Source organism: Weissella sagaensis, assembly GCF_005405285.1.
Lineage (GTDB): Bacteria > Bacillota > Bacilli > Lactobacillales > Lactobacillaceae > Weissella > Weissella sagaensis.
The window spans coordinates 363,265-377,253 of record NZ_BJDT01000001.1; the positions used below are offsets into that span (position 1 = coordinate 363,265).

The following is a 13,989-nucleotide window of genomic DNA, read 5'->3' on the forward strand; positions in this document are numbered from 1 at the left end:
TATGGGATTGTTCAAGATCCGAATATAAAAATAACTCTCAAGTTGGTTTTACCGACTTGGGAGTTTTTTGTTGTTCTAGAAGTTTTTGTGTATAACAAAATGTTATAATATCGGTTAGTATAAAACGTATGGGAGGATTAGGTCATGGGTAAAGGCGTTTGGGTAGGTATCATTGGTATTGTAGCAGTTATTGGCATTGGTGTAGGTGGCGTTTACGCCCATCAACAAACACAAGATAAAACATTAAAAGCTGAGCAAGCTAAAACAAAATCGATGTCCAAAAAATTAGATGGTATTGATAATAAAGTGTTAAAGGATAAAAAAGATAAGGAAAGTTCATCTAGTAATCAAACAACCAGTGACTTAGATACTAGTAGTAGTCAGTCGTCTGTTAAAGATACACAACTCGTTGAATTAACAGATGCTCAAAAACAAGAAATCAATGAAGCGTTTTTAAACTGGGCTGATAGACGGGCAACTATTGGTAATATGGCCGTGAACGATTACTACTTTGGTCATGGTGCCGCTGGAAGAGGTGATTGGTACGCCAATACGCCAGATGGGCAAATGCAAGTGCAAGATGAAAATAATCCGGGGCCAACGGCATTTCCCATTCACATCATTGGCGGTGCGGTATTTTTAACGATGAAAGATGGTGCAACTGGGCGTCAAAATGATATTGTTGAATCAACAGCGGGTGGTTATTCAGACAAGGCAGATATGAGTAAACCAATTACAAAATATATTCTTGGCGACAACGGTAAAGTTTATGAGCTAAAAACAAATGATGGACAAGTTAGTTTAACAACTGGATTCGGTGAATACAGTGATGATGGTACAGCTAGTGATTACCATCCGGATCAGAGTTTTGTTGTGTCAGGTGATAGTGATGCACAAAAAGAGTTACAAAAATTAATTAGTGTGTATCGGTAAGTTTATAGTAAGTAACTGAAGGGTTGGCAAAATTTAAATACCTATTTGGTTGATATACAAAGCAACATATTGTTTCTTTGTATATTTTTTTGTTTTGCGATAATTAAAATATGGAAATATATAATTTAATAAAATCAAAAAGAATTACATTAGGACTTACTCAAGATGATGTTGCGATTAAATTAAATGTTACACGGCAAGCAGTGCAGAATTGGGAAAATAATAAACGCGCAATACCTAATAATTTAATAGCTAAGTATTTTAAAATATTGGATTTTAATGCTGCAGAAATTTTATCATTATTTGGATTTTTAAGTGATGATAATCTAATGATAGAAGAAATTGATTATTCTAAGAGAGGAATAGATGATTTTCAAAAATATGAAAATACTAAAGTATTAATGAATTTTCCGACACTTTATTTAGGAGTAGGAAAACAGCGCAATAAATACAGTAACATGGTTAAGCAACTAGCATACGTGGGTGAAGCTAGTTCGATCGTGAGAAGAACAAATGAGCACTTAAATGCGACTAATGACAAGTTGAATAAAATTAAAAAAGATGCTGATAATAATAAAGAAATATTGTATATTGTAGGGCATTCAAAATTTAATAAATCAGCAACTTTAGAATTAGAGCAAATGTTTATGGATTCATTATTAGGTGATCCAAAGTTTTCTAAAATTTATAATGGTCGTAATAACGGCTTATCAGCGGATTTTTATGAGCGAAATGCGTATAGAACAGCAATTTTCCCTGAAATTTGGGAACAGTTAAGGCGAAGAAATGTTGTATCTAGTTTGGAAGAAGTACACAATTCAGCGCTATTTGCTAATAGTCCTTTTAAGTCACTAAGTCTAAAACAATTAGAGGCAAAAGAGATAATTACTCAAAAAATTAGTGAGACATTGAATAAAATAAGTGATAATACGGTTATTAAAATAGAAGGACTTGCTGGATCAGGAAAAACAGTATTGATGTCCCAACTATTCTACGGTTTTTGGAAAAATCCGGTAAAAGTTATAGAAAATGAAGGGAAAACAAGTCATGAATCTTCAGTGGCATTGTTAGTAAGGCATGAACAACAGCGTCGGACATATGAGCAAATTGCCAGAAAGCTTAATATGGATAAAAATATGGTAATGGATGTTTCGACATTTGTTAATAAAGGAAATAAAGTAGATATTTTATTGGTGGATGAAGCACATTTGTTGTGGAGTGGAAATTATAGTCGTGCTAAAGCAGAGACGTGGGTCCCAGAACTGATTGCATTACATAAATTAGCTAAAACATTAGTTTTAATTTATGATTCTAATCAACTTGTATCGGCTAGATCAAAAGTAGCAGATAATGATAAGTTAATAGATATTTTGAATGGTGATAAGACTGTTATGGTTAATTTAGATGAGCAATGGCGTATTAATGCAAATCAAAATACCATCGAATGGATTCAAAATTTAGCACATTTTGATAAAAACTCATTAGTTACCATACCTAAGGATAAAAGTTATGAGATTAAATTTTTTGATGATGCAGGTGCATTTAGAAAAGCAATAGAAATAAAAAATCAAAATAACGGTTTAAGTAGAATGGTGGCTACTTATGATTGGAAATATTCACAAGGTTCAAGGCCAAAGAATGGCAATCGCTTTTGGAATGTGACATTTGGGGACGAAGTTGTCCCTTGGAACTTAGAGTTACCGGAAGTAGAAGAAGCACAAAAAAAGCAAATTCCGTGGCAGGAAATTGAGAGTAGTCTTTATGAAATAGGTAGTGATTTTACAGTCCAAGGTATCGATTTAAATTATGTAGGGGTTATTCTTGGACCGTCTGTAGTATGGAATGAAGAAAATAATGCTCTTGATATTGATGCTGATAAATCAATGGACCATCAAAAAATTCGCAAAATAAAGGGCACTTATAATACTGCTGAAAATAAAACATATTTAAAGAACGTTGTTAATGTCTTGTTAACACGTGGCGTGCATGGATTATATATTTATGCAGTGAATGATATATTGCGGGAAAAGTTAATGGGATTAACAAAATAGTTTATACTGTACTTATAATGGATAATAAGATTAGTCAGACAGTATAGGGAAATACAATGCAAAATATTTATAGGTATCTTGAAAATTTAGAAAATGATCAAAAAGATGTTTTGGAATGGTTTTAGCATAGACATGGTACATTAGGAAAACTACCAAAAAGCAAAAAAACTAGTAAAAATAATTCAATTGTAAGTCCGGCAATGGGAATATTTAAAGCTAAGGATAATGATTTTGCAACTTCTATAAAACAGACTCTTAAAGGACCATATCAGGATTCTGAAATCATTACAAATAAAGATAAAATAGGAATATTTTTGTATCATCAACAATCGACTAAAGATAATGGTATCTTTCATGATAAAGCTAATTTAGCAACAAATATTGCATTAACACAAAATATGAATAAAAAAATTCCAATAGGTATTGTCATACAACAAGAAGGAAAAAAAGATGGACAAAATATATATAAATTCTTTATTGGTATGATTTTGTCATGGTATGACGGATTTTTTATTATTCAAATTGCAAATGATGAAAAACTAATCGATATGGATAAGTCGGAATCAGAAATAGAAGATATATTAACTTTTAGCAATGAAGCTACAGTAAAGGAAGAATTTAATTTTAAAAATATTGTAGATGCTAGAAAGAAACAAGAAAGAGCTATTATAATTCGTCAAGGTCAAGTCTCATTTCGTAATAAATTATTGCGCATTTATGATGAAAAATGTGTGATTTCTAAAGTGAATGTTGAGTCAGTGTTAGAAGCAGCACATATTTCCCCGTATATGGGCAAAGAAACTAATGTGAGCAAGAATGGACTGTTATTAAGAAGTGATTTACATTTACTATTTGATAAAAAACTTATTAGAATTAATGATGAATACATTGTTGAGGTATCCCCTGCATTAATAAATTCTGTTTATGGGAAATATAATGGTATTTCGTTACAATTACCCAAAAATAAAAATGATTATCCTGATAAAAAAGCATTGGCTAGTCACTATGATTCTTGTGATTTCTAGATGATAGGAAGTTAATATATTTTTATTATTTATGAATTTATTTTTTAATCAGAAAACTAATCAATGGATATCATTAACTAACATCTTGAAAAAATTTCCGAAAACGCGTAATATTTCATTAAATAATGATTAGAAAAAGCTATGAAGAGAAGAGTAGTTTTTGCTTAGCTTGAACAGAGACGGTTGGTAGTTGAGAAAACCTGAAGCAAGAAAAATGAAGATGAACTCGGAGCATTAATGGTTGTGTAAGCAATTGTTACGGTAGACTCGTTATCGTCTAACTTATTTTTTAATGAGTTAAAGAGGTACTTTTTGTGAGAAAAGTATGGAATTAAGGTGGTACAGTGAAACTTTCACCCTTTTTATAAAGGGGTGGAAGTTTTTTTATGCATAATGGTAAATTTAAAGGGGAGCATTTTACAATGGAAAAAGCAGAAAAAATTAAAATCTTACAGGATTTAGTTAACATCAATACAGTCAATGGTAATGAAATTGAGGTTGCTAAGTATTTGCAACAATTATTAGCTGATCACGGTATTAAAGCAAATATTGATGAGTTTGGCGAGAATCGTGCTAACTTGCAAGCAGAAATAGGCAATCATGGTGTTGATGCTAAAACACTGGTATTTTCCGGACATCAAGATACGGTGTCAATTGATGATGCATCAGCTTGGGAGTATAGTCCATTTGAAGCACATATTGATGGGGATAAATTGTACGGACGTGGTGCTGCTGATATGAAGAGTGGTCTAGCTGCGGAAGTGATTGCATTAATTGAATTGTATGAAAATTCTGATGTGAATTTGAATGGAACGTTGCGTTTGATTGTGACAGCAGGCGAAGAGTATGGTGCACAAGGTGCTTATCGGTTGAACGAGCAACATGCAATTGATGATGCTGATGCTCTAGTAATTGGAGAAGCAACCGATGCCCAAATTATTTATGCCCATTCTGGTAGTTTTAATTATCGTATTAAAAGCTCTGGTAAAGCTGCTCATAGTTCAACACCAGAACGTGGTGTTAATGCGATTCAAGGATTAGTAAACTATATTAACTTGGAAAAGGATTTGTTTGATGATGCACCACAAGACCCTTATTTGGGTAAAGTGCAACATAGTATTACTGTTATTCGTGGGGGTGAGCAAGTCAATACAATTCCTGCGCAAGCAGAGTTACAAGGAAATATTCGACCAACAGAAGCGTTTAATAATGCTAAAGTTATCTTACGAATTCAAGAGACCATTGATCAATTAAATGATTTATATGATGCCAAACTTGAATTGGAAATTATTCATAATTTTGAAGCTGTTGAAACACAACAAGATAATGAATTTATTCAAACGGTGCAACGGGCAGCACAAAAATCATTTGATGATCGCCAAGTTGAATTAACCATTATGAATGGTGCAACGGATGCAAGCGTTTTTGTGAAGAATAATGTTGGTTTACCAACAGTTATTTTTGGCCCTGATGGTGATGCAGTTACTCATCAATTAAATGAGTACACAACGATTAGTAGTTATTTGAAATTAATCAATGCTTATCAAGATATTGCCCGTGATTTTTTGAAGTAAAAATAGTTGATAATGCTTTTATTCACCATTTTTTATATAATGAAATGAATAAGATGAAAATAGGTGAATTCTTTTGATAAAAAGACATATTAGAAAGCCAGTTAGATTCGGCTTTGTTTTAGGGATTATTATTAGTCTCTTGGTAGGGGCAGGTATTGCATTGGCTTCATATAAAATCAGCCATCAGAATAATAAAAGTAATTTAACGCCTAAAACGCAAACCGTATCACAAGATACTTTGACTGTTAAATCATTAACCAAAGAGAAAAAAATTGTTATGGTTAATTTAGGGTTATCTGAAATTTTAAATGAAAAACGGACAACTAAACTATTTGGTCAAGATATTGTTGGTACTAATCGTCAAAAAATTATGCAAGCATCATTTGATGCTGAATTGGGTATTGATGGGAAAGATGTCAAAATAACGGCAACTGGAGATAATACTTATAAAATAACTGTTAAAAAATTTATTTTTATTGGTTACAGCAATCCTAACTTTAAGGTGTTAGATGAGCATAATGGTGTTTTTAGTTCATTTACTGCTGATGTTAGTGAAACTGAAATGATTAATAAAGTGTTAGATACAAAATCAAAACAAAAATATGTTGCTAAATATAATGATTTATTGGAGCAATCAACAACGGATTTTTATCGAAATATTGTTACGGCAACTAATCCGAAAGCTAAGTTGACGTTTATATTTCCTGAAAAGTAATTAATAGGTGAATATTATTTAAATGGTTTATACTGTAGCTATGGAGGGATAATATGACTTGGAATAAAGAACGATTAACATATTTTAACGATCATGATGATTTTCATATTGCGCCATTTCGTGCTAGTGGGGTAGCCGGCACACCTACTTGGATTTGGTCTGTTGTTGTGGATGGACGTTTGTTTGTTCGTGCTTATAATGGTGTACATTCATCATGGTATCAAAGTGCAGTGGCTCAACATGACGGTAATATTGTGTCAAATGGTGAGCGTTTGAATGTGATTTTTAAATCAGAAAAGGATCCAACAATTTTAGATAAAATTGATGAGGCATACCATGTCAAATATGACCCTAGTCCATATGTTGCGCCAATGCTCTCAGAAAAAACAAGAAATGCAACAGTTGAAGTATTGCCAAAATAAAGTAAGCGTTACCTAGTGTTTTAAATTAGAAATAAATTAAAAAGTAGCTATAACTTAAGGGTTATGGCTACTTTTTTTAATGATATTTTTTATAAAACGTGCGCTTCCTTATGATTTATAAGTGATTAATACGCTTGCTTACTCCCGAAATATTAGATATAATTTAGAAAATTAAAAATTTTTAATTTATTGGGCAATTTTTTTGTTAGAGGGGTAAGGTTAATGGGAATTAATAAAATAGGCTGGCAGACGGCCGTACTAGCGACGAGTGTCATCGCTGGAATTGGGGTAGTAACGCATACAGCTGATGCCAAGGCGAAACAGGTTATTAGTACGTATTCTAGTACTGAAATTTCATCGTTGGATACTGCAAAGGCAACAGAATTAAATGCTTTTACACAGTTAGATAATATTACAGAAGGTTTGTATGTTTATGATAGTAAAGGACGACCACAGAAAGCTTTAGCACAAAAGACGAAGATTTCTGAGGATAAAAAAACATACACAATTGATATTCGCAAAGATGCTAAGTGGAGTAATGGTGATCCAGTAACGGCTGCAGACTTTGTTTTCGCATGGCAACGAGCTGTTGATCCAAAGACGGCTAGTGAGTATGCTTATTTATTCGATAACATTGAAAATGCTAAAGCAATTCAAGATGGTGAAAAGACACCGGATACTTTGGGCGTTAAGGCAACTGATAAGCATCAATTACAGATTCAGTTAGTGGCACCGCAAGAGTACTTTAAAATGATTTTGGCGCGTGAAACATTAGCGCCATTGAATGAAAAGTTCGTTGAACAACAGGGTGATAAATATGGAACATCATCTAAAACAACGCTATATAATGGACCGTTTGTAAGTAAGGGCTGGTCTGGTTCGACAACGCAATGGACGTTAAATAAAAACCCCTACTATTGGGATAAAAAGCATGTTAAGTTGAGCAAGATTAATTACTCAGTTATTAAAGATCCTTCAACTGCTTATAATTTATATCAAACTAAGAAGTTAGATCAAATGACGTTAGTTGGCGAGCAAGCACAACAATTATCAAAGCATAAAGATGTTGTGAAACGTAATTTAGCTGCAACATCGTACTTGCAATATAATTTGAAAAAGAATAATGGTCTGGAGAATGCAAAGATTCGCCAAGCCATTTCACTTTCAATTAATCGTAAGCAATTAACTGAAAGAATTTTAAAGAATGGTTCAAAACCAGCTGCTGGCTTTGTCCCACGTCAAGTCGCCACAAAACCAAATGGCAAGGAAGATTTCTATGATGCGACAAAGGTTAAAAATACGGCAGAGTATAAACCAAAGTTAGCAAAGAAGTTATTTGCTGAAGGTCTAAAAGAAGTTGGCAAAGATAAAATTAGTGCAACGGTGATTACTGCTGATGCAAGTGCTTCTGAGCAAGTTGCTGTCTTTATTCAAGATCAACTACAAAAAAACTTACCCAAGCTTGAATTGACATTGCAAAAGGTACCACAGAAGAGCCGCATTGCTTCTGTTAATGCAGGTAACTTTGATATTTCATTCCAGGGTTGGTCAGCTGACTTTGCTGATCCGTATACTTTCTTGCAAATTTTCCCAAGTGATAGTGCGCAAAACCATACTGGTTGGAAAAATGAGGCATATGATCAAGCCATTACAGATTCATTGAATAAGAATGCAGCTAATAAAACAGCGCGTTGGAATGATTTAGTGAAGGCTGAAAAGATTTTGATGAAGGATCAAGTTGTTACACCAATTTATCAAACAAATAATGAGGACTTAGTTAACCCACGTCTAAAAGGCATTGGTTATAACCAAATTAACGGACATTATAGTTACAAGCTAGCTTATGTAACGGGTAAATAATGAGTATATATTAGGGGGTAAATTTTGAAAGAACAAGAACAGATTGAATTAGTAAAAGCATTCTCTGACTTAAATGGGGTACCAGGTTTTGAGACTGAAGTAGCAAAGTATTTTGAAGAGCGTGCTACGCCTTACGGACAAGTTAGCCGTGATGGTATCTTTAATAGTTACGTTGATCGCACGGAAAATACGGGTCAAAAGCCGGTGGTGCAAATTGATGCCCATGCTGATTCTGTTGGCTTTATTGCACAAGCTGTACGTCCCAATGGTTTGATTAAATTCGTCACATTAGGTGGTTGGGCACCAACTAATGTCCCAACAACACGGGTGCGAGTGCGTAATAAAGAGGGTCAATATATTAGAGGTGTTGTTGCTAGTAAGCCACCACACTTTATGACGGATGAGGAGAAGAAGCAGGTGCCAAAGATTGCTGAGATGTCAATTGATGTTGGTTCAACAAGTCGTGATGAAACGATTAAGCATTTTAAGATTGATACAGGCTGTCCAATTTTTCCTGATGTTGATTGTGAGTACTATCCATCAACCCGACTATTCTTTGGCAAGGATTTTGATAATCGGGTTGGATCAGCAGCGTTAGTTGATGTACTAGACCAAGTGCATGGTCAAAGCTTAGATGTTGATGTCGCTGTCGCACTATCAACACAAGAAGAAGTTGGTACACGTGGTGCAAAGGTGACGGCAAATAAAATTTCTCCTGATCTGGCAATTGTATTTGAAGGATGTCCATGTGATGACACATTTGAAGAAGATTGGTTAATTCAGACTGGTTTGAAGCGCGGCCCAATGTTACGTGATATGGATACGTCATTTATTGCAAATCCATTATTTGAGGAATATGCAGCTAAGATTGCAGATGAACACAATATTCCATATACGCGTTCAGTAAGAACTGGTGGTGGTGTAAATGGTGCGCCTATTCAATACTGGAACGGTGCGCCGACCATCGTGATTGGTATTCCAGTGCGTTATGAACATACAGCGTATAACTGGGCATCATTAGATGATTTCCAACATGCAGTTGAGTTGACTGTTGAAATTTTAAAAGACTTAGATGCAGAAAAAATTACTAGCTTCTTTGGATAATGATGTAGATTTGTGAAATAGATTGTGGAATTTAGATAGTATGCTTTAGTCTCCTAGAGATATTGATGGAAGAAGGAAGATGATTCCTTTTACCAATAACCTCTAGGAGTCTTTTTATATGTCACGCAATCAAAGTATCCATATGTTAATTTTACTTAGTGTTTTTTGTAGTTCATTAATACATTTCATTATCACATTTTTTTATAATGTAAAAAAAGGTAATAATTCAATAAATTTAATTTATATTTATGTTATTTTTAATCCAGGTTAGTTTGTTAATGAATTAACCGTCTGTATGCTTATATTTGTATCAAAAAGAAGGAATATATCGTGTTAAAATATATTAAACCAATTGTTATATCTAGTGTTGCCATTTTGGGGATTAGTACAATATCAACTAATTCTTGCATTTCTGTAAATGCAAGTTCAATTGACACTGAACAAAGATCAACTTCTCAATTGTCTAATCGGGTAGTTGATATCTCAGATAGGTACATTAATTTTAACAATCGTACAAATCAGTTTTATGTTGATGATAGTTTGCATCAACAGTTGACGAGTGTAGAATATCAATCAGTTATTGTACAGGTGAAAAACACAAATGAACAAATTTCACTTGCTATTTCGGATGATAAGGATGTTAATACAGATATTTCTGTAGTTGATCCAAATAATGGAGAGATGATATTAATAACGCAATATGGACGTGCAGCTGGTAAAACAGCCATTAAATTTTATTGGAATTACGCGCGCATATGGATTAAAGCAGCAGATTTAAGAAATGCTTTGCAAGTTGGCTTTGCAATTGGTGGCGTATATGCACCGACTAAAGCGATTATTGCTGCTATGAGTATTGCGGGTATAGCAGCAAGCAATATTAAAAATGGTATTTGGTTTGATTATAACTATTATGCGGGTTCAGTACTAAAAGCTGGTCAACAATAATTGCGAAAGGACAAGATGAAATCAATATATTTAAAAGCATTTGAGTATGCATCAAGCGCAATTGGTAGTGTTTTTATATTAATTTTGATTAGCAGTTTGTTCACAGATTTTTTTGTAAAGCCTTTTATAGAAAATAGGCAAATAACAAGTTTAATATTATTAATAATATTTATAGGTGTTTTACTTAGATATTATTTTAAAATTAAAAAAAAAAATAATAATGAATTGAACGTCAAAAATTGTTAGGTAATTTAATCAGATAACTGGTCGGAAAGATTTCGGGATTGAACTGAAATTTTTCCGACCAGTTTTATTTTAATGTGTTTATTAAGTGGTTATTAGATTTTCTTTTTCCAAATAGACTTAGAAAGATAATATCTATTTCATGACGTCAATAATTGTTATAGCCTATTTGGTTTGCTTTTAATGCTTGACACACTATATTGAAAACGGTTACAATGATTCTGTTGATAAAGATACTATCTTAATTAAATAGATAATATCTTTTACTAAAATAAAAATTATTGGAGTTAAATCATGAAAATTACAAACTATGAAACATTTGCTGTACCACCACGCTGGTTATTTTTAAAAGTTGAAACAGATGAAGGCGTTAGTGGTTGGGGAGAACCCGTTATCGAAGGACGTGCTGCAACCGTAGAAGCTGCTGTTCATGAACTAATGGATTCATTGATTGGTTCTGATCCATTCCGTATTGAAGATGCATGGGAAAAAATGTATCGTAGCGGCTTTTATCGTGGTGGTCCCATTCTAATGAGTGCGATTGCGGGTATTGACCAAGCCTTGTGGGATATCAAAGGTAAAGCATTAGGACAACCTGTTTATGAATTAATGGGTGGTGCCGTCCGTGATAGTATCAAAGTTTATTCTTGGGTAGGTGGTGATCGACCAAGTAATGTTGGTGAGGCTGCATTGGAACGTAAAAATGCTGGTTTCACAGCAATAAAGATGAATGCCACTGAAGAACTACAAATGATTGATAGTTATGAAAAAATTCAAGAAGTTGTTGAGCGCGTTAAGGCTATTAGAGAAGCCTGTGGCCCTTATTTCGGTATTGCAGTTGATTTCCATGGACGTGTTCACAAGCCAATGGCAAAAGTTTTGGCAAAAGAATTGGAACCTTATAACTTAATGTTTATTGAGGAACCTGTTTTACCAGAAAATAATGAAGAACTTGGTAAAATTGGTCAATTATCAAAAACCCCAATCGCTACGGGTGAAAGAATGTTTACTCGCTGGGACTTTAAGAAACTATTAGAGTCAGGTGATGCAGATGTTATTCAACCAGATTTATCACATGCTGGTGGAATTACCGAATGTAAAAAAATTGCCTCAATGGCTGAAGCGTATGATGTGGCGGTTGCCTTCCATTGCCCACTTGGACCGATTGCTTTAGCAGCTTGTTTACAGGTTGATGCTACGGTTTATAATGCATTTATCCAAGAGCAAAGTTTAGGTATTCACTACAACGCTTCTAATGATTTGTTGGATTATGTTAAAAATCCAGAAGTATTTGAATATGAAAACGGTATGGTAAAGATTCCAAGCTTACCAGGCTTAGGTGTCGAAGTTAATGAAGAGTTAGTTCGTGAAAAGGCAAAAGAAACCACAAATTGGCATAACCCAGTTTGGCGTCACGAAGACGGCTCTATTGCTGAGTGGTAAGCAGAAAGGTGTTTAAGTATGATGAACCTAGTAACGATTGATACGGGAACCACAAATACAAGAGTGATGCTTTGGCAAGATGGTAAAAAAATTGCCAAAGTTGCACGACCTGTTGGGGTGAAAAGTACATCTATTACAGGTAGTAAGGATACCTTACATCAAACAATTAAATCAGCAATTGATGAATTATTAACAACAGCTCAAGTTGAATTGAATTCAGATGTTAAATTTATAGCGTCAGGGATGATTACATCTAATTTAGGATTAGCTGAGATACCACATCAATCAGCGCCGGTAAGCATGAGTGATTTGGCAGCCAATATGGAAAAGATTATGATTCCAGAAGTTTGTTCGCAACCAATTTGGTTTGTACCAGGTGTCAAAAATGACGTCCAAACAATCACATCTGAAAATATTGATCAAATGGATGTCATGCGTGGTGAAGAGGTTGAGGCATTTGGGGCATTAACGCAATTACAGGCCAAAAAGCCATTTATTCTAGTATTGCCTGGTTCTCATACAAAATTTATTAAAATTGATGAGGACGGTAAAATTGCCGGTTCTATTACATCAATGGCTGGTGAATTAATTTCATTATTAACCAAAGATTCAATTTTATCAGACTCACTAAAGCATAATTTTTCAGATGAACTTGATGTCAAAACACTAGCTCTTGGTGCTGAGAGTTGTGCCAAAAATGGATTGGGACGAGCAGCGTTTACGGTTCGATTATTAGATTTGTATACCAATTACACGCGTAATCAAATGGCTAATTATTTGTTGGGTGTTGTTTTACAAAATGATGTTACAGCGATAAAAACGACACAAGCGTTTGATATTAACGCAGATGATACTTTTGTGGTTATTGGTAAACCTGCTCTTCGTGATGCGCTACAGGTATTGTTAAATAACGATGATTATTTTACTGGTAATATTTTGACAATTGATGTACCTGAATTAGCCAGTGTTGGTATTATGGCAATCGCAAAGATGCGAGACATTATTTAAAATGAGGGACAAATATAATGAATATTGAAAACTATCCAAAGTTAACAGTAATTATGCGTGGTTATAGTTATGAACAAGCCATGCTTATTATAAAGTTATTGAGCCGTTATGAAGGAAAAGTAGGGGTTGAAGTTACGACAAATAATCCAGATCATTTAAAAGTTATTGCAGACGGTAATAAACAGTATGGTGACAGCGTAAACATTGGGGTAGGTACAGTTACAACAGCAAATCAGGCACAAGAAGCAATTGCAGCAGGTGCTAAATTTATGCTTGGACCCCAAGCTTTTTCAGAGGACATTTATCGACTAGCACAACAAAATGATGTGATTACGGTTCCTGGTGCAATGACGCCAACAGAGATACAAACAGAAGTCAATAAAGGTGCGGATATTGTTAAAGTATTTCCAGCGATTACGGTAGGTCCTGTTTTTTTCAAACAAATTTCTGGACCAATGCCTGGATTACGACTTATGGCAGTCGGGGGCGTTGATATTAAAAATAGTCAATCATTCATGTCAGCAGGTGCTGAATATTTGGGTATCGGATCTAGTTTCTTTAATAAACAGGATTTAGAAAATATGGATGAACAAGCTTTAGACAACTCAATACAAGAATTTTTATTAGCCGTTAGTAAGTAATTTTGACAATTGATCATCATCTGTA

12 protein-coding genes are annotated in these 13,989 nt (G+C 34.0%); all 12 read left to right on the plus strand.

Going from position 1 to position 13,989, the window contains the following annotated elements; all coding sequences use genetic code 11:
• Positions 1 to 144: 144 nt before the first annotated feature.
• The 12 genes from FFM55_RS01875 (at position 145) to FFM55_RS01930 (ending at position 13,964) form a co-directional block, all read left to right on the plus strand.
• The gene (locus tag FFM55_RS01875; protein ID WP_042491783.1) at positions 145 to 933 is read left to right on the plus strand and encodes a hypothetical protein; all 789 of its coding nucleotides are present in this window, start codon (positions 145 to 147) and stop codon (positions 931 to 933) included.
• Between the two features lie 110 nt (positions 934 to 1,043).
• Positions 1,044 to 2,984 carry a DNA/RNA helicase domain-containing protein gene (locus tag FFM55_RS01880; RefSeq protein WP_137600406.1) on the plus strand — a complete coding sequence of 647 codons (1,941 nt, stop codon included), beginning with the start codon at positions 1,044 to 1,046 and terminating at the stop codon, positions 2,982 to 2,984.
• A 200-nt stretch (positions 2,985 to 3,184) separates the two neighbouring features.
• On the plus strand, positions 3,185 to 4,009 hold the full coding sequence (locus tag FFM55_RS01885; RefSeq protein WP_137600407.1) for an HNH endonuclease: 825 nt from the start codon (positions 3,185 to 3,187) through the stop codon (positions 4,007 to 4,009).
• Positions 4,010 to 4,431: 422 nt separating this feature from the next.
• On the plus strand, positions 4,432 to 5,583 hold the full coding sequence (locus FFM55_RS01890; RefSeq protein WP_137600408.1) for an ArgE/DapE family deacylase: 1,152 nt from the start codon (positions 4,432 to 4,434) through the stop codon (positions 5,581 to 5,583).
• A gap of 73 nt (positions 5,584 to 5,656) precedes the next feature.
• A complete protein-coding gene (locus tag FFM55_RS01895) occupies positions 5,657 to 6,298 on the plus strand; it encodes a hypothetical protein (protein ID WP_137600409.1) in 642 nt (213 codons plus the stop codon).
• A 53-nt stretch (positions 6,299 to 6,351) separates the two neighbouring features.
• Positions 6,352 to 6,720 (plus strand): DUF2255 family protein, encoded by a 369-nt coding sequence (locus FFM55_RS01900; RefSeq protein ID WP_042491776.1) that lies wholly within the window; start codon positions 6,352 to 6,354, stop codon positions 6,718 to 6,720.
• A 222-nt stretch (positions 6,721 to 6,942) separates the two neighbouring features.
• A complete protein-coding gene (locus FFM55_RS01905; protein WP_137600410.1) occupies positions 6,943 to 8,580 on the plus strand; it encodes a peptide ABC transporter substrate-binding protein in 1,638 nt (545 codons plus the stop codon).
• A gap of 24 nt (positions 8,581 to 8,604) precedes the next feature.
• A complete protein-coding gene (locus tag FFM55_RS01910; protein WP_042491773.1) occupies positions 8,605 to 9,684 on the plus strand; it encodes a M42 family metallopeptidase in 1,080 nt (359 codons plus the stop codon).
• A 330-nt stretch (positions 9,685 to 10,014) separates the two neighbouring features.
• Positions 10,015 to 10,629, plus strand: coding sequence for a hypothetical protein (locus FFM55_RS01915; protein ID WP_042491772.1), 615 nt, complete (start codon positions 10,015 to 10,017; stop codon positions 10,627 to 10,629).
• A gap of 537 nt (positions 10,630 to 11,166) precedes the next feature.
• Entirely contained in the window at positions 11,167 to 12,315 is a 1,149-nt protein-coding gene (gene dgoD, locus FFM55_RS01920; RefSeq protein WP_137600411.1) for a galactonate dehydratase, read from the plus strand.
• A gap of 18 nt (positions 12,316 to 12,333) precedes the next feature.
• Complete coding sequence (locus tag FFM55_RS01925) at positions 12,334 to 13,323, plus strand: 2-dehydro-3-deoxygalactonokinase (RefSeq protein WP_052348364.1); 990 nt, start codon at positions 12,334 to 12,336, stop codon at positions 13,321 to 13,323.
• A gap of 17 nt (positions 13,324 to 13,340) precedes the next feature.
• Positions 13,341 to 13,964: a bifunctional 4-hydroxy-2-oxoglutarate aldolase/2-dehydro-3-deoxy-phosphogluconate aldolase gene (locus tag FFM55_RS01930; protein ID WP_137600412.1), complete on the plus strand. Its 624-nt coding sequence runs from the start codon at positions 13,341 to 13,343 to the stop codon at positions 13,962 to 13,964.
• The last annotated feature ends 25 nt before the right edge of the window (positions 13,965 to 13,989 follow it).